Source organism: Winogradskyella pulchriflava, assembly GCF_042434315.1.
GTDB lineage: Bacteria > Bacteroidota > Bacteroidia > Flavobacteriales > Flavobacteriaceae > Winogradskyella > Winogradskyella pulchriflava.
In genome coordinates this window covers 137,224-164,038 of sequence record NZ_JBHLTQ010000003.1, presented here as the reverse complement: position 1 = coordinate 164,038, position 26,815 = coordinate 137,224, and the positions used below count along the sequence as shown (strand labels likewise).

At 30.7% G+C, this 26,815-nt stretch carries 15 protein-coding genes and 1 tRNA gene; 11 read left to right on the top strand and 5 right to left on the bottom strand.

Annotated features, from left to right (window positions below; genetic code table 11):
* Positions 1-28: 28 nt before the first annotated feature.
* The 10 genes from ACFFGA_RS06915 to ACFFGA_RS06870 all read left to right on the top strand — a co-directional run bounded on the left by ACFFGA_RS06915 (position 29) and on the right by ACFFGA_RS06870 (position 23,008).
* Positions 29-1,396, top strand: coding sequence for a hypothetical protein (locus ACFFGA_RS06915; RefSeq protein ID WP_386061616.1), 1,368 nt, complete (start codon positions 29-31; stop codon positions 1,394-1,396).
* Between the two features lie 10 nt (positions 1,397-1,406).
* The gene (locus ACFFGA_RS06910; protein ID WP_386061613.1) at positions 1,407-4,280 is read left to right on the top strand and encodes a type I restriction endonuclease subunit R; all 2,874 of its coding nucleotides are present in this window, start codon (positions 1,407-1,409) and stop codon (positions 4,278-4,280) included.
* A 141-nt stretch (positions 4,281-4,421) separates the two neighbouring features.
* Positions 4,422-6,815, top strand: coding sequence for a DISARM anti-phage system protein DrmE domain-containing protein (locus ACFFGA_RS06905; RefSeq protein WP_386061611.1), 2,394 nt, complete (start codon positions 4,422-4,424; stop codon positions 6,813-6,815).
* Positions 6,799-10,500 (top strand): helicase-related protein, encoded by a 3,702-nt coding sequence (locus ACFFGA_RS06900; protein ID WP_386061608.1) that lies wholly within the window; start codon positions 6,799-6,801, stop codon positions 10,498-10,500. Before ACFFGA_RS06905 ends, ACFFGA_RS06900 begins: the two co-directional genes overlap by 17 nt.
* The gene (gene drmB, locus ACFFGA_RS06895; protein ID WP_386061605.1) at positions 10,501-12,498 is read left to right on the top strand and encodes a DrmB family protein; all 1,998 of its coding nucleotides are present in this window, start codon (positions 10,501-10,503) and stop codon (positions 12,496-12,498) included.
* A gap of 42 nt (positions 12,499-12,540) precedes the next feature.
* Positions 12,541-16,173, top strand: coding sequence for a DEAD/DEAH box helicase (locus tag ACFFGA_RS06890; protein WP_386061602.1), 3,633 nt, complete (start codon positions 12,541-12,543; stop codon positions 16,171-16,173).
* Positions 16,170-20,738 (top strand): DarT ssDNA thymidine ADP-ribosyltransferase family protein, encoded by a 4,569-nt coding sequence (locus ACFFGA_RS06885; protein ID WP_386061599.1) that lies wholly within the window; start codon positions 16,170-16,172, stop codon positions 20,736-20,738. Before ACFFGA_RS06890 ends, ACFFGA_RS06885 begins: the two co-directional genes overlap by 4 nt.
* Positions 20,739-20,741: 3 nt before the next feature.
* The gene (locus ACFFGA_RS06880; RefSeq protein WP_386061596.1) at positions 20,742-21,440 is read left to right on the top strand and encodes a macro domain-containing protein; all 699 of its coding nucleotides are present in this window, start codon (positions 20,742-20,744) and stop codon (positions 21,438-21,440) included.
* A gap of 26 nt (positions 21,441-21,466) precedes the next feature.
* Entirely contained in the window at positions 21,467-22,639 is a 1,173-nt protein-coding gene (locus ACFFGA_RS06875; RefSeq protein WP_386061593.1) for a PIN domain-containing protein, read from the top strand.
* Positions 22,640-22,666: 27 nt separating this feature from the next.
* Positions 22,667-23,008: a hypothetical protein gene (locus ACFFGA_RS06870; RefSeq protein ID WP_386061590.1), complete on the top strand. Its 342-nt coding sequence runs from the start codon at positions 22,667-22,669 to the stop codon at positions 23,006-23,008.
* Between the two features lie 146 nt (positions 23,009-23,154).
* On the opposite strand, the gene ACFFGA_RS06865 is transcribed toward ACFFGA_RS06870, so the two are convergent.
* From ACFFGA_RS06865 to ACFFGA_RS06845, 5 genes are all read right to left on the bottom strand, one after another.
* The gene (locus ACFFGA_RS06865; RefSeq protein ID WP_386061587.1) at positions 23,155-23,637 is read right to left on the bottom strand and encodes a YqiA/YcfP family alpha/beta fold hydrolase; all 483 of its coding nucleotides are present in this window, start codon (positions 23,635-23,637) and stop codon (positions 23,155-23,157) included.
* 7 nt (positions 23,638-23,644) lie between these two features.
* The gene (locus tag ACFFGA_RS06860) at positions 23,645-24,004 is read right to left on the bottom strand and encodes a hypothetical protein (RefSeq protein WP_386061584.1); all 360 of its coding nucleotides are present in this window, start codon (positions 24,002-24,004) and stop codon (positions 23,645-23,647) included.
* 114 nt (positions 24,005-24,118) lie between these two features.
* On the bottom strand, positions 24,119-24,784 hold the full coding sequence (locus ACFFGA_RS06855) for a hypothetical protein (RefSeq protein ID WP_386061581.1): 666 nt from the start codon (positions 24,782-24,784) through the stop codon (positions 24,119-24,121).
* A gap of 24 nt (positions 24,785-24,808) precedes the next feature.
* Positions 24,809-26,152, bottom strand: coding sequence for a tyrosine-type recombinase/integrase (locus ACFFGA_RS06850; protein WP_386061579.1), 1,344 nt, complete (start codon positions 26,150-26,152; stop codon positions 24,809-24,811).
* Positions 26,153-26,206: 54 nt separating this feature from the next.
* A tRNA-Met gene (locus ACFFGA_RS06845) sits at positions 26,207-26,280 on the bottom strand.
* A gap of 130 nt (positions 26,281-26,410) precedes the next feature.
* Between ACFFGA_RS06845 and ACFFGA_RS06840 the strand changes: the two genes are divergently transcribed.
* Positions 26,411-26,803 carry an START-like domain-containing protein gene (locus ACFFGA_RS06840; protein ID WP_386061576.1) on the top strand — a complete coding sequence of 131 codons (393 nt, stop codon included), beginning with the start codon at positions 26,411-26,413 and terminating at the stop codon, positions 26,801-26,803.
* Positions 26,804-26,815: the final 12 nt, after the last annotated feature.

Here is a 26,815-nt window from a genome sequence, read left to right as displayed (position 1 = left end):
ATCAATATCCTAAAATATTTTCACAATTATGAACAGGCACTTAAACGTTTTTCGACCATATAGCTTAGACCAATCCAAAGAGCATATTGAGGATAATTTGAGTAGAGCTTTAGTGTTGTGTTTAAAACATGATACTTTATTGTTTCATGAGTTTTTGCAAACAATTATGTTAAAAAGCCATTCGGATGGCAATTCAGATTATAATTACCTATTTACTAATTTAAGCGAAAAAGATACTGTTAATATAGATATACAAATAGACGTTACAACCTTAAACGAAAATAGTTATAGACGTATTTATGCTATTGCTGTTACTTCGGAGGTATTGGAGATGACAAATTTTAATAACTATTTATATTCTGCAACTAAAGACTATAGGCCAATAACAGATATCTTAATCACAATTAACGACATAGCTTTCGTTTTTGAAGTAAAGCGATGGGGAGAAGATTGCAGGCAGCAATTATATAATCAGGTATATCAATTAACAGCTAAAAGTAACCCAACGACATCAATCAAAAATCAAAGTATTGATGCTATTGATAATGTTATTCCTTTTAGCTTTGATTGGAAGCAGATAATGACATTATTGGTAACTACAAATAACTTTAATACATTACATTCTAAACCGAATTTATTTATAAGTGATTTTATTCATTTAGTGCAGTCTTATAATATTAGCTGGTTGCCAATAGCCCCTTTTGCAAGTATACCACATACTGTAGACATGGATGGTAAAAGGCATCAACGATTAGCTGCTGCGATTAATAATCTACCGGATGAGCTTACAGCTTTAGATTCTAATGCTAGAATGGGATTAGAAGTGGATTTTGGTTGGGCAAAAGAGATTTTGCCTTGGTTTGAAAGAGATGCAAAGAATAACTTAAGTCTTAATTTTTATATATGGCCAGGTAATACTAAAGGACAAGGGTGGAAGACATTTTATAGTAATAAGCTAGATAGACTTCATGACCATAAAAGTGTTATAATTAATAATAAGGAGTTTAATCTTATAATAGAAAACGAAATTAAGTTTTCTCATTTTAATAGGTACATTTGTGAGTTAGATTTTAATGATGACGATCTATTAAAAGAAATAGTGACAACAAAGAATTTTGAGAAATATGCAGGTAAGCATAATCGAGAAGATTGGAATGAATTAGAAGAATTTTTTGATGATTACTTTAAGCCTGAATACAATTGGAGAGAGTATTGTAAATGGGAACAAAACTTTATAAATACCAATAGAGGATACTTAACCTTATCTATTGGATATCAGATAAAGACTGTAATACCTTATCACTATTTGCAGAGTATAGATAGTTCAGAGGAAGATTTGAAAAATCTCACAGATATTTTTCTACAGATTTACAATTTTTATAAAAATCTATTGTAAAAACCACGCAATGACCACACAATCCGAAGCCATATTAGAACAAAACTTAATAACCCAACTTGTTGCGTTAGGTTACGAGTCTGTAAAAATAACAGATAGTAAGGCGTTGCTAACTAACTTAAAACTACAGTTACAACGTTTTAATAATCTAGCAATTAGCGATAAAGAGTTTGAGACGGTTTTAAACCATTTGGCAAAAGGTAATGTATTTGACAAAGCCAAAACTTTACGTGGCAGGTTTCAGTTTACCAACGATGCAAGTGAGCCTACTTATATTCAGTTTTTTAATAGTGAAGATTGGTCTAAAAATGTATTTCAAGTCACTCACCAAATCACCCAAGACGGTGTATATAAAAACCGTTACGATGTTACGCTTTTAGTAAACGGTTTACCGCTGGTACAAATAGAGCTAAAACGTCGTGGTTTAGAAATTAAAGAAGCATTTAATCAAATAAACCGCTATCAAAAACACACGTTTTGGAGTAACAATGGGTTGTTTCAATACGTGCAATTGTTTGTGATTAGTAATGGTGTAAATACTAAATATTTAGCCAATAACGAGTTGCAATCGGTAAAGCAAACCTTCTTTTGGAGCGATTTAAATAACAAAAACATTACAGAACTTACAGATTTTGCTGCTTCGTTTTTAAATCCCTATCATTTGGGTAAAATGATTGCTAAATACATTGTACGTAATGAAACCCATAAAATACTTATGGTATTACGTCCTTATCAATTCTTTGCGGTAGAGCAATTGGTAGAGCAAGTAAAAACCAGTAACAATAATGGCTATGTATGGCACACAACAGGTAGTGGTAAAACATTAACCTCGTTTAAAGCTAGTCAGATTTTAATGGATTTACCACAGGTAGATAAAGTCCTATTTGTGGTAGACCGTAAAGATCTAGACTACCAAACTATGAAAGAGTTTAACAGCTTTAAAAAGGATAGTGTAGATGTTACTAATAATACCAGTAGTTTGGTAAAACAACTTGTAGACGAATCTAAATTGGTATTAACCACTATACAAAAGTTAAACAACGCCATATCAAGAATACAATACGAAACCCAATTAGCGGCATTAAAAAACCAGCGTATTGTTATCATTTTTGATGAGTGTCACCGTAGTCAGTTTGGTAAAACGCATGAACTTATTACTAACTATTTTGCAAACAGTCAGTTATTTGGGTTTACAGGAACACCAATTTTTGCAGATAATGCTTCAAAAAACGATTTAGGTAAACGCACCACTAAAGACTTATTTGGCATATGCTTACACAAATACGTGATAACAGATGCTATTAAAGATGGTAACGTACTAAAGTTTGGTATAGAATACATTGGTAAATACAAGCAAAAAAACAATACGTTTATCGATATTGAAGTAGAAGATATTGATAAGGCAGAAGTGTTTCAAGATGAGAAACGTTTAGAAAAAATAGCTGATTACATCATTAATTATCATAGCTCTAAAACTTTTAATAAAGCTTATTCAGCATTATTTGCAGTAAGTAGTATAGACGTTTTGATAAAATACTACGACATATTTAAACGTAAAAAAGAAGCTGGAGAACACAACTTGCGCATAGCAACTATATTTTCTTATGGTGCGAATGAAGACAGTAAAACAGCACAAGATTATTTACCAGATACTAAAGATGACTATGATGCAGCTGCAGAACCTACTGCAGTTTATAGCAAACATACCAGAGAAAAACTAGACGATTATATTGCTGATTATAATACTATGTACAATACTAGTTTTTCTACCAAAGACAGTAAGCAGTTTGAGAACTATTTTAAAGATATTAGTAAGCGTTTAAAGGAACGAGAGAAAATCACTTTTAAAGACAAAGATCGATTAGATATTGTTATTGTGGTAAATATGATGTTGACTGGTTTTGATGCAAAAAAAGTCAATACACTTTATGTCGATAAAAATTTAAAGTATCATGGGTTGATACAAGCTTTTTCTAGAACCAACCGAATTTTAGGTGAACAAAAATCACAAGGAAATATTATTTGCTTCAGGAATTTAAAAGGCGCTACAGATGAAGCCATCACGTTGTTTTCTAATAAAGAAGCTAAAGAAGAGATTATTTTACCACCTTATGAGTCTATCGCCTCAAAATTTGATGAAGCTTTAAAAAATCTACTTCAAATTACACCAACCTATCAAAGTGTTGACGATTTACGTGACGAAAACCAAGAACTAGAATTTGTTACAGCATTTAGACGCTTGTTACGTGCTAAAAACGTGTTGGAATCTTATGTAGATTTCGATTGGGATGATTTGGGTATTGACGGGCAAACTTTTGAGGGTTATAAAAGTAAATACCTGGACTTATACGATAAAGTAAAAACCGACAAGCAAAAACATAAAACGTCTATTCTTGATGACATTGATTTTGAATTGGAGTTAATTCATCGTGACGAAATTAATGTCGCTTATATTTTACAACTATTAACTAAATTAAAAGAATCAAAACCATCAGAATCTAAAGCACAGAAAAAAGCTATTATCGATTTACTTGGTGGCGAAGTAGAGTTACGTAGCAAACGAGAACTTATAGAGAAATTTATTGAAGAAAACTTACCATATATTGAAAATGCCGATGATATTTCAGACGAATTTGAAAAGTTCTGGCAACAAGAAAAAGTCATAGCATTATCAAAATTATGCGAAGATGAAGGTTTAGATCAATTACAGTTTAACGCATTAATAGATAGTTATGTGTATAGCGGTCAAGAACCTATTAGAGATGAGGTTTTTAAATGTTTAGATAACAGACCAAGCATACTTAAAGCAAGAGAAATAGGGGAGCGCATTATCTTAAAAATGAAAGAGTTTGTTCAGGTCTTTTTAGAAGGGATGACAGGATGACCTTCAGAATAGCATATTGAAAATATAATTGATAAGAATTCAAATCAACAAAGGGTATATAAGAACTATAAATTTTGTTTTAATTTTTTAAATTAAAATCATGAGTTGGAAAAAAACACATTATAGTTTTTGTTACAGGTTATGGAAGAAATTAAGACTTATACAGAAGAATTAGTAACTAAAGCTAAAAAGTACTTATTAAAAGAGTATAAATTAGAAGCTTTAAATCTTTCGGATTTCCAAGCTATTAATTTCTATTTAATAGATGAAGCAGTAAACAAAGAAAGTAACTTATTTATAGAGTCGTTTGATAAAGAGTTACCAGCACTATCACAGTTTCCGGCTGTGCTTTCAGTTGCTATTTCCCTATTCTTCAAAAACTTCTGTGATGATGTAACGTCTTTTAAACCTGGTGTAATATTACAACATCCTTCAGGAGAGCGTTATGTATATGTAGGTTACAATGGAAAACACCATACAGTTAAAAATAGAGCGTCAATTAAATACCCAAGTTCGAAACAATTAAGTAAGTATGCTATTGTTGAGGCCAAATTGTCAAATAGAAAAGTAAAAACTCGTCTAACGGCCTATAGAAAACTTTACGATTTAGTATTTGATATAAAAAACGTGCCTTCACAATTTAAGTATAAGTCTGCGATAATAATGTCTAAAAAAGAGTTTGATGAGGAAATTAAATCTCAAAAATATATGGACTTGGACATTAAAAAAGCCATACCAATGAGATGGATTTCAAGAAAAGGAACAGAAAGTTGGAATCATATACCTATTGAGCCAATGATATATTGTGTTCCTGATTTTGAAACATTGGAAGAATATGTTCTGGATAAAGGTATTGAAATTGAAACATTGGTTGTAATTGGCAAAAATAAATACAAAGAAGAACATGGTACCAATATAAAAAGAGCGGTTAGAGAAGGAGTTATCAAGAATTGTATCATTTTGGGTAGCGAAGAATTACAAGATAAAGCAGGCCAATTTTTAAAATGGAATTGGACCTATCCTGAATTTGCTTATTTAATGAAACACCCTTATGGGGAAATTACGGTAGCCAATATACAAGACCAACCTTTTGAGCAAGCCTTAAAGAGTTTCATTGACTACTTGTCTAAATTGGAAAAACAACACGGTATTTCGCTTAAAAATATTAAAGGTCTTCGTAAATTCTTATATGCTTTAGTTTTAGCTAAACAAGAAAACAGTAGAAACCTTACACAGTTGGAATATGTAAAACATCTTATTGGTAAAGTAACTAACGAAACAATCTATGAAGAGTTTTATAACCAAAATTTAGAGCCATATGAGGTTTTGGAATATGTAAATCCATTAATCCAAAACATCTTTGATTGTTTCAATAATGAGAAACTCAAATTCTTGGAACAACTCAACTTTCTGAAGGTATTGATTGTGCCTGAAAAACTGGTTGATAATTGGAAAGAAGAGCTTCAAACTACATTCGGTACAATCTGTTCTTTTAAGGAATTTATGACCTTTCAGCATAAGTTCGAAGAAAGTAAAAACGTTTTTGTGTTGAGTTTGTTTGGTAATGGAATGAATCAAGGAGAACTTATTGAAACAGCAGCTAATACAAAGCATAATTTCAACTTTTTGGCATATCCTGAAGAAGCAGAGATAATTGAGTTATTCAAAACGAATAGGAGGAACAATCTACTAAATGAATATAAATCTAAAGACAGAAAAAAATTATCTGGAATTAAATTTGAAATTCCTGTGAGTAAGGTTGAAATACCTAAATCTCTTGAAGAAATAATGGATGAGTTATACGATAGGCAGGATAGAAAATCGTATGATTATGAATATGAGTCTCAAGGTCAGGTAAACTATCAGGTGTGTTTTGAAGACCAAGCAACCCCTATTGTAATAGATGGTTCAAAAACTGTTTTAATGCTAAAAGGAGAAAATTGGATTAAAACAAAAACTTACAATTTAGTAGTTGGAGACACAGTTAGAATTTACAATAACCTTTCAAAGGAAAAACTGTTTGAAATAGCAGCAGGAGAAGATAGTAATGGGCGTTTTGCTGAAATTATTGAACTCTCTCAACTCTGGAAAACAGAGCTTCGTAGTTATTTTTCTTCTAAAGTAATGAGTAATAAATATTATGACACTTCAGATTTATTAGAGGATTTAAGAACCAAAGGAGCTACTATATCTAATCCAATTACTGTAAATAAATGGTTGGATGAATGGGATAAGGAGCGGTTTCCTAACGATTCAAAAAATATAATGGCAATAAAAACTTTAATAAATAGTGAAGTGTTAAATCAAAACTTTGACCAAGTTCTTAAAGTAAGGAGTTTTTACAGAGGTGTAATGATTTCTTTGGGAAGAGATTTGAGTGATGATGTTATGGACTATGTAAAATCAAGAGGCCTATATAAAGGTCGAATTTTATCTAAATTCAATGAAGATGAAATTCAATCCTTTATTCATAATGCAGCACCAATTAAAAAGATACAAAGTATAAAAATCACAGACGATGAAGAATTCAACTGATGAAATAGATTACAAAGCAAGACAAATTTTTCAAAATCGGATTAACCGGGGAATGATTGGTCCAGGTTCTGATACATGGGGCTTGCCTGATGAAGAAGAAATAATTTCCGATTATCCCCTTCCACGATATTTTAGTGGTGTTTTGTTTCCAAATAAGTCAGTATGTCCTACTCAAAGTGCACAAGATGATGCAGATGGGAATAGTGAAGGATTAGAAGATGATGTAGATGTAAATGAAGAAAATCCTGAAATTGAAGAAGTTGACATTGAAGAAAAAGACGTCACCGATAAAACAGTTACAACGAAAGAGGAGTTCAATTTAAGTACAAACAGTTTTTTTCCTACCAACATAGGAGTAACAGTAGCAGTTGAAAAATCGGTTAATGAAATTGATGTAGAATTTTCATTTGGGTTATATCACCAACCTAAAAATGAAGAATTAAAAATTAAAATACCAAAAGCAGGTTACGATTCATTTTTTGAGGAAGGTATTCCATACCCTTTACCTTTTAGAAATATTCTAAAATATAGTGAGGATGGGTTTATGTATTTAGAAAGAGAATTAAAAGGAGAACAAAGAAGACCTCAACGTGCTAATGGAGAATATGGTCAGTATGATGAATTTAAGAGGACACAAAATTTAACAAGGCAAACAGAAGAAGGCGGTTATTTTTCAGCCTACTATTATATAGGGTATTTAGACAAGCTGTTAAGCCGCTCTTGGAAAAGGAAACAATACAATTTTAAATTGAAAGTTCCTGTTGTAAAATCAACACCTATACCAGAATATTTTCAGTTTGAAGATGAAATTTTTAAACAAACAAGGGCAGGATATAATATTAAGATATTTGAGGATAGTAGGGCGAAATATATAAAGGTTCAATTAGTAAACTTATCTGATGACCATCCTGCTAATAGGTTTTCCAATAGGTCTGAAAATTTAAACTTGAAATCGTTATTTCAAGGAAAAATAAAAGTGCATTCAGATAAGCTTATTGAGTATAAGGATAATACGCTTTCAACATATACAGCTGGTGATGATATTAGAGATTTTGAAGCAGAAGAAATTGAGTTTATCTACAGAAATATAAGGAGTTATGGCATTGGACACAATTGCTCTGTAAGTTGGGATATTGAGAACAAAACCGTTGAAACAACATTCCTTCCACAACAAGACATTAAAGACGTTATAAATGAGTTTGAAGATTCTTCATTAGATGATTGTTTAGATATGAGAAACCTCTCAATCTGGGGAGTTTCCAAAGAAAAATTAAAATCCAATTTAAGACGCTTTGTAGTCAGTTATAAAGAATGGATAGAGAAACAACTAAACCAAAAAAGTAAATTATCTAAAAATGAACAGGAAATAGCTGCACGTATTATAGACCGTCAGCAAGCCAATTACAACCGCTTAAATAACAACATAGATTTATTGGATAATGAGGATATTTATGAAGCGTTTAAACTGGCTAATACGGCAATGCTAATTCAGTTTATTATTGCCAACGACAATAAGTTGGGAAAATATGAAAAAGAGCTGCACGAAGTAGATAAAAGTATCAATGCAAATCACTTGGAGTTCTTTAAAAATTATGATGCAATAAAAGGATTGGGTTTCATCCCAAAGTATAGACCTTTTCAATTAGCATTTTTGTTGTTAAGTATTGAAGAAATTGCCATACCCGAAAAAAGACAAGAAAATAGTACAGTAGACTTAATTTGGTTCCCTACTGGTGGAGGAAAAACCGAAGCATATTTAGCAGTAGCAGCGTTTACAATTGCTTACCGTAGAATAAGTAAAAGCAAAGATTATGGTGGTACAACGGTTATGATGCGTTATACCTTACGATTGCTCACGGCACAGCAATTTGAAAGAGCTTCACGATTAATAGCGACATTAGAATTTTTAAGAGAACAAAAGGAGTTTAAAGACCAATTAAAAGATGAGCCAATAACTATTGGTTTGTGGGTAGGTCAAGCCTCAACACCAAATAAAATTAGTGATGCTAAAAAGCTTTTGGACGACAAGTATGGTATGGAAGCTGAAGCCTTAAAGGGAAAAGATGGAGACCCTTCAAAGAAAAATGAATTTCAAATAAGTAGTTGTCCTTGGTGTGGCACAAAATTAGTGTCTCAAGAGAAAAATGCAAAGGGTGAGCTAAATTGGAAATATGGCTTTAGGGTAAGAAGTAGTGTTTTGAATATTCATTGTATAAACAGTAAATGCCATTTTCATAATAGCTTACCAATTCAGGTAGTTGATGAAAACTTATATAGAAATCCGCCCACGTTATTATTTGGTACAGTAGATAAGTTTGCAATGTTAGCATGGCAAGAGGATGCACATAACTTTTTTAAGGCAAATATTGATGAAGGATTCCCACCTGATTTAATTATTCAAGATGAGTTACACTTACTTAATGGACCATTAGGTTCAATAACTGGCTTATTTGAATCTACAATTGAATTATTATGTAGTAAAAATGGTATTGGTCCTAAAATTATATCCTCAACGGCAACAACACGTAATACGCAATACCAGATTGAAAAATTATATGGAAATCGAACAGTAAACGTATTTCCACCTTCAGGCATAAATCACGATGATAGTTTCTTTTCAAGAGAAAGCAAAACCAGTAAAAGACGATATATAGGATTTATGCCTACAGGTAAAACATCTATCGATACACAATTACAATTATTGGCACATTTATTCGTAGCGAGATTAGAAGTGTATAGAGATAAGGAAACAGAGACAAGAACAGACCCTTATTGGACAATAGTGTCTTATTACAATAGTTTAAAAGATGTTGGTAAAATCTATAACAAAATAGGTGATGAAATAACAACGTTTACATCAACTTTACAATATAGGTTAGCACAACTTTTTAACCCTTACGACGATTTTAAATTCAATTATTTAGGAATTACGAATAGAACAGAAGAGTTAACAAGTAGAGTTGAAAGTGCCAGAATTAAATCTGTTCTAAAGGAATTAGAAAAAGAGTTTGACACTAAAAATATTGTAACAAGTGAGCGCGGACATAAATACCTTAACGATGTAGTCGATTTTGTATTAGCTACCAATATGATTTCTGTTGGAATTGATATTAGCCGTTTAAATGTGATGCTTATTAACGGTATGCCAAAAAATATAGCAGAATACATTCAGGCATCCAGTCGTGTAGGACGAAAAAATAAAGGATTGGCTATTGCTTTATTAGACCCAAATAGGGCAAGAGAAAAATCATACTTTGAACATTTTGCTAATTTCCACCAAGCATTTTATAAATGTGTTGAACCATTAAGTATTACACCATTTACAGAAAGTACAATTGATAAAATGCTAACAACTGCTTTAGTAGCTTACATAAGAAATAAGTTAACCAAAATGAATGAGGATAAAGATGCATCAAAATTCGTAAAGGAAAACGCAAGGGAATTTAAAGAATTTGTGATGAGAAGATTTAATGAAGACGTTCAGATGTTGGCATATTTTGATAACAAGTTAAACGATGTGGTAGATGATTGGTTTAGAAGGGCAAATACAGAGGGAGATTTGAAATACAAAGCTTTATTAAAAAAGCCTTCTCAAAAATCTGAAGGAGATGTAGATTGGACAGTGATGCAATCCATGAGGGAAATAGATACAGATACATTCATTCAAATAAAATCAAATTTTTAAATGGCAGTAAGAAGGAATAACACAGCTACTGATAATAAATATGTCAAGCTTCAAACTCGTAAAGTGTTGAGCGCTTATGGTGGTTCTGGTTCAATTATAGAAACACCTTTTGGAGCTTTAATGATTGAGGATTTTGATAAATGGCCATTTTTTAAACCTGAATATAAAGATGGTGAATGGGTAGTTAATATAAATGGTTTGTTTCATGTAATAGATGAAAGGTTATTACAAAGGTTATCACATAAGGATGGTTTCGAGCAATTAGAAGCTTTCGTTTATGTACCGGATAATGTATCGTCATCAAGTCGAGCAGATATTCCTGAAACACCTGAAAACACGGTGAGTGCAGAGTTTTTTCCTAAATGGTTTTATTGTAACAAATGCAATAGATTAAAGAAAATTAAAGAGTGGTGGGATATTTGGCAAAATGAGAAAACAGGAGCAACTAAAAAAGATTTTGCACCACCTAAATGCGGAGTGTGTTACAAAAATAATGGTAAAAAATATGCACCAGAATTAGAACAAGTAAGGTTTATTATGACATCGCCTATAGGTAGTTATAAAGAAATACCTTGGGAGAGATGGAATAAAGCAGAAAAGGAAGCCAATGAGGAAGATACATCAAGTGGATCGATTCGATTAGATTATGAAAGCCTATGTTGTGATAATCAAGATTTACGCTACATAAAGTCAAAGAAGTTTTCTGATATGGCTGGTATCAATATTAAATGCATGAATGATACTTGCGAACATAGAGGACGTCAAGTTACATTGGCAGGTATGTTTGGTTTAAGAGAGCGCGTGTGGTTTTCAGATGAAGAGATTTTAGAGCGCCAAACAGAGAACAAGGAATTAAAAGTGTATTATAAACCAGTTATTCGAAGCAGTAATAGTGTGTACTACCCAATTTTGGTTACCAGTATATTTTTGCCTACGGATAAAGGTATTCGAACCAAAGATTTAGAAAAAATTGAAAAATGGAAAGAAAAAGGTAAAGATGCTGAATTTATTTTTGATGCACTATTAGAGGAGTATTCTTTAGAAGTGATACAAAAGTTATTGGATAAGGAAGACAAAAACGAATACATTCCAGAATTGGAATACCGCCTATATGAGTATAACTTTTTAGTTAATCATAAAGAAGATAAGTTTGAAGATAAAAGTCAGAATCTGATTTTTCAGAAAGAAAAATTAAAAACACTAATTGATTATGGTTTTGAACAGCTTATTGGTTTAAGAAGAATAAAAATGACTTCGGTACAAATTGGCTATACAAGGCAGGAACCTTTAAGTAGTGATGACTTTTTTACAGAAATGGATGCTACGCAAGGCTTGATTGAGAAAAAATATACTTCAAAATGGGGAAGAATGACAAAGTACTTACCAGCAGTAGAAAGCTTTGGTGAAGGCATTTTTATTAGTCTATCTAATGATAAAATACAAGATTGGATAGAGGTAAGTGAATCAAATGGTAGATTTAAAAATAAAATAGACCGTTTACAAAATAATATCTTAAATCATGCTTATCGTTCTGTAAATCAAAAATTTGACACAGAAAACAGTCGAGAGCATTTAATTAGATTTTTATTGCTTCATACCTTATCCCACCTGTTAATTAAGGAGTTAGAATTTCTTTGTGGATACCCTTCAACATCATTAAATGAAAGGCTATTTGTAGATGACACAAGAATGCAAGGAGTTTTGTTATATACAATCGCAGGGGCAGAAGGTAGTTATGGTGGCTTGGTTTCTCAAGCGACCGAAGAAAGAACGTTGAGGTTATTAAAATCTGCAATCCATAGAGCTACCGATTGTGCTTCAGACCCAATATGCTATAATACCGAAGATGGTCAAGGAATAGGTGGTTTAAATATGGCGGCCTGCTATAGTTGCACATTGATACCTGAAAACGCTTGTGAAGAGTTTAATTCATTCTTGGACCGTTCATTACTAATTGATGAAGAATATGGATTTTTTAAAAATTTAATAAGATTATAGCAGAACGGGGTTACCGTATCAATTAAAAAAATTAAGAATAGAATGCCAATTTTGTTACAGGATATATGGAAAATTCATACTGATGTACAAGAGCAGATGTTGCAATTACGTTCTGTACCCGTCAGGGTCATTCCAGAACCACCTAGAATCGTAAATGACAAACTTTTTTTAAGGATTGATGAAAATGATGAAACAGACAAATTTTTAGAGTCTTTAGCAACAACGTTCAACATCAATTCAGAGCAAATTAATTTAAAAAATGAATATATTCATGTAGATACAAATCATGCAAATGAAATAAGTTTAGAACAAAAAAGGGAACTGTCAGTTAAGGCTTCTGCAAATTTCATTGAATTCCTTCCAAACCCCATTATTGATGGATATATAAACAAATTCAAATCACCGATTAGTGATTTAAAGGATGTAATGAATAACTTAAGCATTGATTATGAATTTGATAGAAATGGTAGGCTGCAAATTTCAATTGACGACCTTAAATTGTTAAATGAAGAAAGCTCAAACAATATTAATATTCCTGAAAATGCAAGCATAATTATACCAGCATATCCAAACCCTTTATATTTTATTAAAAAGAAACTACCTTTTCTATCAGCAACTCACAAAACAAGTACTCATAGAAGAAATGGAAATATTACATGGAATAGAATCATTGAAATATCCAGTGGATATCTAAAAGAGGAAATTACTGAAAAATTAAATAAAGAATTTGGATTAACACTTATTGGCTATGAATATGTTTTTTATGTAGATGAGAATGCTATTGGAAAATATAACCCCAAAGAATCCTCTCATACTTTGCCAATATTAAATACTGAAAATAATTCATTCCTTTTTAAAACAAATCTTAAACGAAATCGTCAGGAAGATGGTATGTTAAAAGGTTATAATGATGAGAAATGGGAATTTAAAATGAAGTACAACCGTTTAAAAAAGTTTTTTCATTCTTTTTTCGGTTCAGAGAATGTCCAATTTGAATCAAAGTTTGTTTATAGTTATGATTTATATAAATATACCACTGAATTTTTACCTTCTATAAATTATAAACAGGAAGATTTTTGGCAAGAAGTATATAACTCTTTTAATGGAGATTCCATATCAGTTAGCGAAAACACAGAGAGTATTGGAATTGATTTTGATTGGAGAAATGAAGATATAGTCGATGTTATTTTAAATAATATTAGTAAATGTCCTTTTATAAATTTTCACCTTTTTAGTAATCATAGATGCAATATTGATTTTCAAATTCAAGATGTATCATTAGATGAAACGGAAAAACAACTGCGAGAAAAATTTCCCTCTATTAAAACCAAGAGAGATAATAGAAAGGGAACCTTATATTTTTATCAGGAGTATCAATCTAGTGAACAAGCCATTATGCTTAAAGAAATGATTCAATCTGAATTAAATGATTTTGATTCAGGTCTTTACCAGACAGGGTTGTATGATATTCCAAATAATATGGAAAAATATATTCTTTCCATAGATGATTTAGCAAAAAGAGAATCACAGTCTACTGCAATAAAAGAAATAAGGGGTGCTGATTTTAACTTTGATGGCAAGTATCTTGGAAAATTAATTAGAGTAAGTTTTCCAGAAATAACATTGGATATTTCTGGAGATCACTTTGAGAGAAATAGAAGATTACTTGAGGAGAATCAAATTGATACAATAGAACCCAATCTCATTGGTGATATAGAAAAAATCAATCGTTTAAAATCTTCTTTAAACAATATTGTCTCGGGAGACAATCTTCAAAATCCTAATTTATCGGATTTTATTTTTGATGCTTCAAAAGCTATAGCAATTGAAGATATAGAATATCATATCCACAATTCAAGCGAAACATATAATAGTTTAAATAACCATTTGTTAAATAAAAGAATTAATGAACCCCAAAAACAGGCAATTATAAAAACATTGCTTGCGGAAGATTTAGCATTAATTCAGGGACCTCCAGGAACAGGGAAATCTACTGCTATTGCAGAAATTATTTGGCAGCATATTCGTAAGGATTCAAAGGAGAGAATTTTGTTGACTTCCGAAACTAACCTTGCTGTTGATAATGCAATTGATCGTATTGTTAACAGTTCTCACAATTTAGTAAAACCCATCCGTATTGGGGGAGAAGAGAAGTTAGAAATTGAAGGACGTCAGTTTTCAATTGAAACAATGAAAAGATGGGTAGAAAATGGTATAATTGATGTAGCTCATGACGAAATGAATGATGATGAGGAGAGTTTGCCCCAGAAGCTGATATTGCTTAATTGGATTAATAACATAAAAAGTAGGATAGACAAAAATGAGTTAGATGGTTCAATTTATGAGTTATGGCACAAAAACTTATCGAATCCTTCTAAAAAAATGAAAGAAGCTTTTTATAACTCTTATGTTAAAAATTGTAATGTTATTGGAGCTACTTGTAGCTCGATTGGAAAATATAATAAAGTTCTTTCAGACTTGCTATCAGCAACGTATAATAGGAATGTAAAAATTTCAACAGCTTTTTATAAGCAGTATTGCGAAATATATGGAAAAAAGAACGAATATGTCAATAAACAAGGGGAAAATAAAGCTAAATATGAAGAGGTAGATTTATTTTTCACAACAGTAATTCAAGACGAATCGAGTAAAGCTACACCAGCCGAATTGTCACTTCCCCTAATTTATGGTAAAAAAAATATAATCATTGGAGATCATAGACAGCTGCCTCCTTTGTTAGACAAAGAATCATTTATGATGTCTTTGGATTTTCTTTTAGATAGAATAGATAATGAGACGGAAATCAAAAAAATAAATGAGCTTAAAAGGTTTGTGGACAAGAATTTTGACGTGCTTGAAGTCTCGCATTTTGAACGTTTATTTAATGAGATAGATGATAGCTTAAAAGGTGTTTTCAATTTGCAATACAGGATGCACCCAGATATAAATGAGGTTATTAAACAGTTTTATGTAGATGATGGCGGGTTACAATGTGGTTTAATCGAACCAATAGATTTGGGTGTAAATGACCCTGACAAGGGTAATCCTGCATCTCGTTATCATGGAATAGAGATTGAAGGTTTTCTGTCAAGCAATGACTTAACAAAAGATAATCATGTGATTTGGGTGGATACTGATTCTCCAGAATTGTTAGATGGTACTTCAAGGGTAAACTATGGAGAGGTTGAGGCTATTCAAGAAATATTGGAAAGCTTTCGTACATCTGAAAATTTTCATCAATATCAAAATTTTTGGAAAAATCCAGAAGACCAACAAATCGGTTTAATAAGTTTTTATGGGAAACAGATTAGGTTACTAAAAGACTTGAGAAATAAGTTTAAGGATATACCTATTAGAGTAAGTACAGTTGACCGCTTTCAAGGTATGGAGCGTAATATAATTATAGTATCTATGGTTCGTAGTAATAGAATTGCTACTGATAAAAATCAAAAGCCTGATAGGACACTTTATGGAGATTTGGGTTACCAAGAACAAAAAGAGTTAGGATTTGCAAAGTCTCCCAATAGATTAAATGTTGCATTATCACGAGCTAAACGGTTATTAATTATTGTTGGGAATAGTGAATTATTTAGACAAAAATCGATTTATGATAATGTATATCAAACTATTGAGGACAATCCTAACGGTAAAATTATAAAATACGAAACTAAATGAATTGGCAGGATATATTAAAAAATGCTGAACTCGTGTATGCATCTACTTTAGATGATATTGGTTTTCGTACTTGGAGTTTAAAGAAAACAACATACAATATTTCATTTTATGAAGAGCATCAAATTGAAGACTTTGATAAAATAGTCTGTTCAATTCTAAAATCCAATAGCGGAAGTATTGAACAAAAAAGATTTGCTACAATTTTGGGATTTAATGTTTTAGACAACTTTGAGGTAGAGCCTAAACGGTATGCTGATAGTGCTGAACTAGATGTTTTCAACCTGTTAATTCAACCTGTTATTGATTGGGGTCTTATTGAGTTTTATGACGGTTATTACACATTAACTGAATTAGGAGAAAAGGTATTAATTGAAGAAAAGAAATATGAATTCTTTACAGGAGAAAAAATATTGTTCGAAAACCCTAATTTAAGACCTAGTGATTCAATAGAAAATTTGTTTTTTCCGTTCAATACAGCTTTAGGGGTTTATTCTGAAATAACGAATAAAAAGAAAATTGAATACAAAAAAATTAATATAAGTGAGATTTTTCCAGTCGATGAAACAGATTTAATCAAACGACACAAACAACAATCAAATGAAGAGTATTATATCTATCAATCTCAAGAATCACCATATTTTAAATTTGATAGCTGTCAAGTAGATATTCGTCTATTTAAACAAGATGGTGTTTACATTCCAATTGTTTTTTATAATGAGAGTATAAGTATTCAAGCATCAGAATTATTAAACAAATCAGATAATATAATTCAAAAAGAAAAAAAAGTAGAATGGGCTTTGTATTTGAAACTAATTAAAGATCCAAAAGCTAAATTAGATTATGAAACCATTATACCTTTTGAAGATTTATTAGACTTGGATTCTTTAATATTGGATAAGCGTTTAGTTTGGAATGATAAAAAACTATTCACCTATTTAGCTCAAAATGCAAATGCGGACCAATGGTTCGCAATTTCAAATGAGTGTCCAGTTGAGATTTTAAAATTATATTTTAATAAATATAAATCAGAATTAGATTGGACAACCTTATCCTCGCGTATTGATGATGACTTTTTAATTAATAATGCAACCCACTTTCCATGGAATTATGGAGTTATATCTGCAAAAGAAGACATAAGTATTGAAGTAGTTAAAACGTTATTGCTCATTCCAGAATTAAAGGAAGAAGAATGGGATTGGGACGTAATAATGCCTCAATTAGATTTTCAATTCATTAAGTCCAATATTGATAAAGTTAATTTTGAACTAGGTGAGCTAACTAAAAATATTTCTGATGCAGCACCCTTGATTAGTAAATTCCCATCTAAAAAATGGGATTGGATTTTCATTTCAAATGACTATGATTTGTCATACATTTTGGAAAATGTTTTGAACTTTAGTGAACATCTAAACCTAATTAATACATTAAACAGAGCCTTCACTTCAAGTGAACATGTGGAACTCTATTGCAACTCACAATCCTTAAAAGAAGTATTAGTGAAGTATAAAGAAGACAAGTTAATGAGCTACGCTCCAAACCAATTAAATTATGTTTGGTCCGAAAGTTTGATAAATTTATTAGAAAGTAGTGGTTATTTAACTTGGGCTAGTGGTAATTATACTTTGGGTTTTGAATGTAACCCATATCTAGAATGGACTTATGATTTTTTTGGCAAATACACCAAAAAAGTTGTAACAGATAAAGGTTTTGATTTCTTGTCTTCACATATCACTGATACGCGAATAATTTCCGATTATATCCAGTTCAACTGGAATTGGGATTTAATTTCTACAAATACTAATCTAATAAACCAATCTGCTTTCATATTAGAATTTAAAGATAGATTGAATTATAATCTCCTATTGCCTGAAATTAAAGGTGAAACTTTAGAGATAATTTTTCAATCGGATAGTGTTTTAAAGTATTTGGAAGAGAATCCTGATAAATGGTCAGATATAACAGAAAAGCCTTCTAGAGAATTTATTCTAAAAAATATTGATTTAAACTGGGATTGGAAGATATTAACAAAACGATTTTGTTCAACAATAAAAATTGAGTCATTAGGGAATCCTAACTGGATTGATAAATGGGACTGGGTGTATCTAACACAGAATCTAGATTTCAATAATGTTCTTGATGAGTTAGATTTATATGTAGACCGATGGGATTGGGAATATATTTCTAAAGAAGCTGACAAGCAATTTATTTTAAATAATTTACCAGAGTATAATGAACATTGGAACTGGGAAATCCTCTTAAATGAGCGGTTTGAAAAAGTTGATTTAGAATTTAATAAACTAATAGAAATTGCGACTTGTATTTCGGTATTAGACATCGAAACGAATACTTCTTTATGGCAAGTTATAACAGAGAAGTTTGATTATGAAGATTTAGAGTCTTTAATTAGGAAGACTAAAAATATTGAGGTCTTTAATTGGAATTATTCTTTTTTTTATGATTTACCTGATTTTAGTCCTTTAAATTACCTTGGCCAAAATTACGATTATATATCTTGGGAAGCATTTTCCAGTTCAAAATCTCTCAATAAGTCTTTAAAATGGAATAAAAATTTATTTAGCTATGGAGTATGGATAAATAAAATTCTTAACCTACTTAATTCAAGAAACTATAATTGGGATTTTAAATCATTGTCAAAATTGGATAGCATCAATTGGAACACTTCAGTTTTAAGTATTCAAACTACATATTGGGATTGGGAATACTTATCAGAATATAGTAGTTGTTTTAGAAAGGATAAAGGCTTTGAGGACCGTTTCAATGAATTTATAGACTTTATTAATTTTCAATATTTCTCTAAAAGAATAGATTCTGATATAAATGAAGAACTACTAGATGAATATATTGACAAGAATTGGAATTGGAAAACGTTGTCATGTAATGATTCTGTTAAGTTTACTATAACTTTCATAAGTAAACATAAAGATAAGAATTGGGATTGGGAATATTTATCATCAAGAAATGATATTGAATTCAAAAATGAATTATTTCTTGATTTATCCAATAAAGAATGGAATTGGGAAGAAATATCGAAAAGGAGTGATATTGAATTTTCAGAAGAATTAATTAAAAGTATTAGTAATAAGCCTTTAGATTGGATGTTGGTTTCTCAAAGTGAAACTTTTGAGCCTAATGCAAATGTACTTTCATTATTAAAAGGTAAGGAATTAGATTGGTATAGTATTTCAAGTAATCCAAACTTATCATTAGATATTTTATGGGATTATAGAGAACTATTAGATTGGGAACTTGTAACAAAAAACAGAGTAATTAAGTTTTCTGATATTTCATTTTTGAAGAAGTTTCAAAATTTACTGAACTGGAATTACATTTCAAGTTCACAAGATTTTAATATATCGATAGAGAATCTAAAGCAATTTAAAAATAAGTTAGAATGGTCTACTATATGCGACAGGGAAGATTTTATAATATCTGAAGAGTTATTACAACCTTTTGCTGATGTATTAAATTGGTCAATAGTCTCCAGGTCAATGGATATACAGATCACAAGTGAATTGATTGAGAAGTTTAGGGATTATTGGGATTGGCAGGAATTAAGAAAAAACCCTCAAATAATAGAAAAATTTGATTCCACGCTAAAAAAATATCAAACAGAATTTAATTGTGTTGATTTTTTAGAACGATTCGATAGACAACCGTTTATATATCATTTTACACATTTATTTAATGCAATTGATATCATAAAAAAACGAAAAATTTTAAGTCGAAATAAGGCTGAAGGTAATTTCGCTAACGCAGCCGGTAATCTTGTAGATAGACGTAATACAGCTCATGGTTATGCTCGTTTTTATTTTCGTCCTCATACACCCACGCAATTTTACAATGAATGTTTGGGATGGGATGATTCCTTAATAACATCATGGGGTAAATCGTATTATACACAAGCAAGAAATTTAGGACTGCCCAAATGCCCTATCCCTGTGTTCTTTAAATTTGATTTGAAAGAAGTATTAATGAAAATGCCTAGCAAGTGCTTTTATAGTACAGGTAATATGCAAACCAATTGGTCACAAGTAAAGAATGTTTCAAATGATCCTGACTCATTAAATGTAACATACTTGTATGCTAATCCCGATGATTTTGAGAATTATAAACAATATGCACAGCAAGAATTTTTAGTTGAAGAAGAGTTTGATTTTTCAACATTAGATTCATTTGAAATTATTTGCTACAATGAAGAATATGAGAACATTCTTAAAGCTCAATTAGGTGATGATCCAATTTGTAAGAAAATAAATTCTGATGGAATGAGGGTGTATCACCGAGGAAATAGAGAACTTCTAATTTCTCAAACTGATTCTGAAATTTCTATTGAATCAGAATACAAAGATTCTGCTCATATTTTAATTAAGGGGGAAGGAATAAATGAATTAAATATACTGGAATCGGAACACATACAAAGGGAGACTAAAACAGAAATTATAGCTTATCCAAAAATTAAGTTTGTTAAAACAAAGAGACCTTTAGAGGTATATTTTGTTGATACTGCAATAGGGAAAAGGGATTGGCTTATATATAAAAATTAAGATATGGCAATAAAATACATACATGGTAATATTTTTAATTCTAAATGTCAAACAGTTGTGAATACAGTCAATTGTGTTGGTGTTATGGGTAAAGGAATAGCTCAAGTATATAAGTTAAGATACCCATTAATGTTTCAACAATACAAAGAGCATTGTAAAAATAAACTCATTAAACCTGGTGTACTTTGGTTATACAATAAACAAGATAATGTACCTTGGATTTTAAACTTTCCAACAAAGTTTCATTGGAAATACCCAAGTAAAATAGAGTGGATTGTATCTGGCTTGGAAAAATTTGTTGAAACCTATGAAACAAAAGGTATTACGTCAATTGCTTTTCCTTTATTAGGAACGCATAACGGTGGATTGGATATTCAAACAGTTAAATCTTTAATGGATGAGTATCTAGGAAAGTGTTCAATTGATATAGAGATATATGATTATGACCCAAACGCAAAAGATGATTTATTTGAGAAGTTTAAGTTGAAATGGCTTGGTTTAAGCCCAGAATCACTAAAAAAGGAAACAGGTATTCAACCGCAATATGCTCGAAAAATCAGTGAATTGATAAGGTTAGGAGAAGTAAATTCTATGATTGCTTTAGCAAATTACAAAGGGATTGGTGAAAAAACTCTAGAAAAAGCTTTTAATTATGTACTAAACCAATACAACACCAATCAAGGTCAACTTAATTTTTCTTAAAGTATTAAAACAATTATCTAGTTAAAATGGATGGCAAAAAAAGAATAGAAGAAATTTGTGAAAAGGTACCTGCTCTCAATGTTTTGTATAATGCCAGAGTGAGACATTATGTAATAAAAGATCATACCATAAATGTATACAACCAATTTGAAAAGTATTTTTTTGATGGTTTTTCAAAAGAAAATAAGGAAGAGTTTATATTATTCCTGCTCTTACATGATATTGGAAAGTCTATATCATATAAAAATGGAAATCGACAAAACCAATATATAGACTCATATAATGAAGTAAGTAAATATGGTAAGGAATTAGATATATCTGAAGATAGTATGCTTTTATATAAAGCCTTGTTAAATTCCAGTTATATAGGAAAGTATATGGAGAATAAGTTTCCTTTAGAGGGAATATATGTCCTTATCAAAGAACAAAGTGAATATGCGAAATTAGAGTTGGGAGATTTTTTTTATTTACTATCTGTGTATTATCAATGTGATATAGGTAGCTATACAAAAGACGCAGGTGGTTATCCTTATTTAGAGCATCTTTTTGTGTACAAAAATGGACAAAAAGTTTATAATGAAAAGGATAAACTATTAGAGTTTAGTAGTGTTTTTCAAGAAAGATATAATGAACTTAACAAAAAAATTGCTGCCGATACAATAACACAAAAAGTATCAAAAAAATTAAAAGACAAAGTAGACTCAACTTCTCAAATTGGAATTAAGGTTGTTGGTAAAATAGATTTGTCAAAATTAGAGAAACCAAAAAAGGAGATTAAGAAAAACAAAGAAAACCTTTATATCATTGATACAAATGTATTTGTAGACTGCCCTGAAATAATTACTAAAATTAACAAGAAATATCCTGTGATTCTATCTGCAAAAGTATTAGATGAACTCGATAAGTTAAAATCTACTTTAGATAATAATGGTAAAAGACAAGTACAAAAAGCTTTAAAATCCATAAATCAGAATATAGATAAAAGAAATTTAAAAATGGAACTTGCTGACATCTCATTACTTCCACCTGATTTTAGTAATAGATCGGCTGATAATTTAATCTTAACAGTAGCATTAAAATTTAAGCAAGAAAATCCTATTTTGTTAACTTCAGATAATGGTCTACAGATAAAAGCCAAAGGGTTAAAAATTGCAACTATTACACTTAAAGAATATTTAAGTCAATTAAATAAATATTGATTCTAACTGCTAATTAAATCTATTTTGATGAGGTTAAATAAATCAAATACTTCTGGAATTACTATAAAAAGCTTAACGGTAGCTGTACTTCAAAACAAACCAAAAATCTTCCTATATCATTTATTAGCCAATAACATAGAGACAAACTTTCCTAATAAATTAAATTTTTATAAGTTCTTTACCCATATGCTTAAATGTGCTTATAAAACATCTAAAGGGAAGTTGCATTTAAAAATTGAAAATCCAGAATGGGAAGATGAGGGGTACAAGTATTATCGTTTTTACGATAATTACCATAAGCATAGCCGAATCTATGTAAAAATAAAGGAATCAAACGGAAAGCTTTATTTTGATATGTTACCATTTTAATATCTAAAAATGTTAGACAAAAAGTACTTAAACAAAAGAAGGAGCATAATTTTGGTAGAAATAGAAGTACATTTTTAATATAGTTATTTTTTTATGTGAATGTTGTATCTGATTAAAATTGAGTTGTTTATCTTTAAAAAAAATATTTAAAAAAAGAAGCTATCAACCATTTCATCAAAAACATCAACAGGGATTCTATGTTCTAAAAGCGGAAGGATTTTAATATCAAAAGGTTGTTCTGCGTTAAGATGGTCACCAATGAAGTTTAGTGTGCCTTTTGGGTCTACAACGGTGTCTTTTGCTCCTAATACCATAGAAATGTTGTTTCCATTATTAGAAGGTGTATTAGGTGTTTGTTGTTCAACTGATCTAGCAGTTAGAGCAGGATTAAATAGTAGTGCTGGTTTTTGCATTAGTTTACAAAGATGAAACCCTGTAAAACCTCCCATGCTACTGCCTATAATAACATCAATAGTTTTGTTTTTGTAAGTATCGTATAACCATTCTATAGTATTGGGTATGTTGTGATAATCTATGGAAGGGGATATCACAGTTCCATATTGCTCCAAAATTGTTCGTTTTTCGGCACTTAATGAGCCATTAAGACCATGGATGTATAATATTGTCATAAGTGATTTATTGAGGTCTTAAATATACAATTTTGCCTTCCAATAAATCAAAATATGGATACGCTCCTTGAGCATTCGGATTCATATTCTTTATCAAATGATAACGGTTAGATAGTTTCTCTACCAATTGCGCTAAATCTTTTTTAGTTGCTGGTTTATTTTCCTCTTTAGTTAAGAGACGTTTTACTCCTTCTACTGCCAAAACACCAGCAGCAGCATTACTAATTCCAGCTAAGGACAGTGATTCTTGTTGTGGAGTAGGAGTATCTAGTGGTACAATACCTTGGTCTGTTTGAGTTGTTAATGCATTAATTTTTCTTGCATGAAACGCTTTTGAACGACAAGTATTGCTGCAATATTTCTGCACACGGCGTCGTTTTGGCTCATATTCCTTGAAACAATACTTACAAGTATAAAATCTCTGTCTATCCATTTATCGTAAAATAAACGTTTGTTTTACGTAAAAATACAATATTATTCTTTAATTTTTATTGTTTTTTGCTTTTAAATCAACATTAAAAACAGTTTGGAGTAAATAAATGTCAACCTCCTTTTCAGTAATTAATTTTGGTTTTATTTTATTGTTTTTATTGTTTTCTTTTTTCGTAATTCCTGTTGACTCTCTTTTATTATATGCATCTAGCTGTTCTTCGGTAGGTGGTGCCAAATTAAATACACGTTCTAATTCGATACTCATTTTCCAATAACCGAAATGAGACTTGAGTTCATTCTTATGTTCTACAAGAAATCGATGTTGCATGTCTAAATATGCTTGAATGGGTGACGAATAATTATGGGTGTCTTTAATGGCGCTTTCTTTAATAATGTTGGTTGTGTTTATCCAAGTGTCAAGTTCTATTAAATAGTTATCTAATAAGAAATAAAAAGTATCCTTTTCTAAAGATCCTTTCATTTTTAATAATTCAAATACACTAGCTTTTAATAATTGATCTTTACCTAATAAGAAAATTGGCTCTATAACATTGGTTATTTGTTTAGTATTACCTTCAGTGTCTATACTAAAAAGTGTATTGGTCATTCCAATATCATCCAACGCTTTTAGATCTTTACCAGATACTTTTTCTATTACTGCCCTTGGGAGATAGAAAATAATAGGTCGACTAATTTTCTTTATTAAATTTTCCATTTTGTTGCTCTCAATATTACCAAATTATAATAAATCTGAATAGTCCTCTGGCAGTTCTGCGTCAATATCCCTAAGATATTTTTCCAGTGCTGTCATAGTAGTATGTCCAGTGATTTGCATGAGCTTGCTTTTGGCTTCATACGGTGAGGAGTCTTTTTTCAATGCTCTGTACAATTTAGTGATGAATGTATGTCTAAAACTGTATAAACTGTAATTTTCATTAAAACCGAAACGGTCTTTAATAACCGATTTGAACCGTTTACTAAAGTAGTCTCTGCGGTTAATTAATGCTGTGTTCCATTCACCTCCGATACCGTTCGGTGTAAACAATAAAAATTCACCGTTTAGTTTGGTCAAATCGGGAAGTTCTTTAAATAGAATGTCTGGTATGATTTTCGTTTTCAAGATTTTGTTCTTGGCTTGGAAATGCAATGTCTTTTGTTCAATATTGATATCCTTAATTTTTAATCTGCAAACTTCGATAGGTCTCAATAAGTTATAGGATATGAACTTTATATACAGTAAAAGCAATCTATCATTAGTCTCTAAAAATTCGAATATAGCTTTCTGTTCCTTTAAGGAATAGGTTTTATGTCGATTAGGTTTTGTTCTGATGGACTTTATTTGTTTTATGAAATTCTTTTCCATCAACTCATTATCCTCCATCAATTGAAATATACTACTTAAAACCACTCTATAATTATTGCGGTTTCTCGCAGAACTACTTAATTGAACGCCATTTAAAAATTCAACCACTATTTTTTTATTGATTTGATTAACCTTGGTTATGTTTTTATGCTTTTCCGATAACCATTTCTGGAATTGTGAAATACGGGTTTTGTAATCGTTAAGTGTTGTTTTACTTACGACATTAGTCTTCAAAAGAATAGCTTTATCAAAGGCTTTATGGATAGGCATTGAATAACTTTCTTCTTGTTGCGGTTTGTTTTCTGTCTTATTCTGTTGATCAATATTAGTGTTGGCTATATCAGCATTTAGGTTTTGTTGTTTGTTTTGAGGAACAACTTTCGATTCATTGGTTCTTTTTTGATGAAACTCTGTATTTTCTTCAAAGGGATTATACCCTTCATTTAAAAACTTCAAAAGTCGTTTGCGATATAGATTTAAGATACTATAACGTTCGGACTTGGTCTTATATCTATTGGCACCACCATATATGTTTTTCATCCGTTGTAGTTTTCCTGTTTCAGGGTTGCGAAATGAAAAATAGACATACCAACGCTCTTTTAAGTCACCATTGGCGTCATATATCTTTGGTTCAGTAAATTTTCGTTTGTGTTCCAAATCGTGTTCTAAATCGTGTTCGTTTAAGAACTCTAAGGTAATTAATTCATAAATATTTTGCATAAAAAAACGGTTTAGAGTGAACTAAACCGTTTATTTGCAATTGATTAAGAATTGTAGCGAGAAGGAGATTTGAACTCCTGACCTCTGGGTTATGAATCCAACGCTCTAACCAACTGAGCTACCTCGCCATGATTGCGGCTGCAAATATAAAAACAAATTCTACTACAACAAACATAACATTCTAAAAAAAATATTTTTAGTTTAAAGTTTTTAATTGTACCATAATTGTATATATTGAGCACACAATAAAATGCTTATATGGACGATAAAGAAAAATATGAAATGGAGTTTGTTATTCAGGCATCTCCATCCCTTATATATCAGTATATATCTACACCTTCTGGTTTGTCAGAATGGTTTGCAGATAATGTAAACTCTAGAGGAGAATTATTTACTTTTATTTGGGATGGTTCTGAAGAACAAGCAAAACTGCTTAGTAAAAAAAGTGGTGAACGAATTAAGTTTCGTTGGCTAAGTGATGACGAAGATGGTGCAGCTTACTATTTTGAAATTCGTATTCAAGTTGATGAAATCACCAAAGATGTGTCATTAATGATTACAGATTTTGCTGAAGAGGATGAAATTGACGAAGGAAAAATGCTTTGGGAAAATCAAATCTCTAGCCTTAAACAAGTTTTGGGCTCTAGGTAACCCGTAACTAAC

What these genes read in the sequence shown, in the direction of transcription:
- ACFFGA_RS06915 (WP_386061616.1), top strand. Translation starts at nt 29, where the DNA reads ATGAACAGGCACTTAAACGTTTTTCGACCATATAGCTTAGACCAATCC.
- ACFFGA_RS06870 (WP_386061590.1), top strand. Translation starts at nt 22,667, where the DNA reads ATGAGGTTAAATAAATCAAATACTTCTGGAATTACTATAAAAAGCTTA.
- ACFFGA_RS06885 (WP_386061599.1), top strand. Translation starts at nt 16,170, where the DNA reads ATGAATTGGCAGGATATATTAAAAAATGCTGAACTCGTGTATGCATCT.
- ACFFGA_RS06880 (WP_386061596.1), top strand. Translation starts at nt 20,742, where the DNA reads ATGGCAATAAAATACATACATGGTAATATTTTTAATTCTAAATGTCAA.
- ACFFGA_RS06905 (WP_386061611.1), top strand. Translation starts at nt 4,422, where the DNA reads ATGGAAGAAATTAAGACTTATACAGAAGAATTAGTAACTAAAGCTAAA.
- ACFFGA_RS06850 (WP_386061579.1), bottom strand. Translation starts at nt 26,152, where the DNA reads ATGCAAAATATTTATGAATTAATTACCTTAGAGTTCTTAAACGAACAC.
- ACFFGA_RS06910 (WP_386061613.1), top strand. Translation starts at nt 1,407, where the DNA reads ATGACCACACAATCCGAAGCCATATTAGAACAAAACTTAATAACCCAA.
- ACFFGA_RS06875 (WP_386061593.1), top strand. Translation starts at nt 21,467, where the DNA reads ATGGATGGCAAAAAAAGAATAGAAGAAATTTGTGAAAAGGTACCTGCT.
- ACFFGA_RS06840 (WP_386061576.1), top strand. Translation starts at nt 26,411, where the DNA reads ATGGACGATAAAGAAAAATATGAAATGGAGTTTGTTATTCAGGCATCT.
- drmB (WP_386061605.1), top strand. Translation starts at nt 10,501, where the DNA reads ATGGCAGTAAGAAGGAATAACACAGCTACTGATAATAAATATGTCAAG.
- ACFFGA_RS06865 (WP_386061587.1), bottom strand. Translation starts at nt 23,637, where the DNA reads ATGACAATATTATACATCCATGGTCTTAATGGCTCATTAAGTGCCGAA.
- ACFFGA_RS06890 (WP_386061602.1), top strand. Translation starts at nt 12,541, where the DNA reads ATGCCAATTTTGTTACAGGATATATGGAAAATTCATACTGATGTACAA.
- ACFFGA_RS06855 (WP_386061581.1), bottom strand. Translation starts at nt 24,784, where the DNA reads ATGGAAAATTTAATAAAGAAAATTAGTCGACCTATTATTTTCTATCTC.
- ACFFGA_RS06900 (WP_386061608.1), top strand. Translation starts at nt 6,799, where the DNA reads ATGAAGAATTCAACTGATGAAATAGATTACAAAGCAAGACAAATTTTT.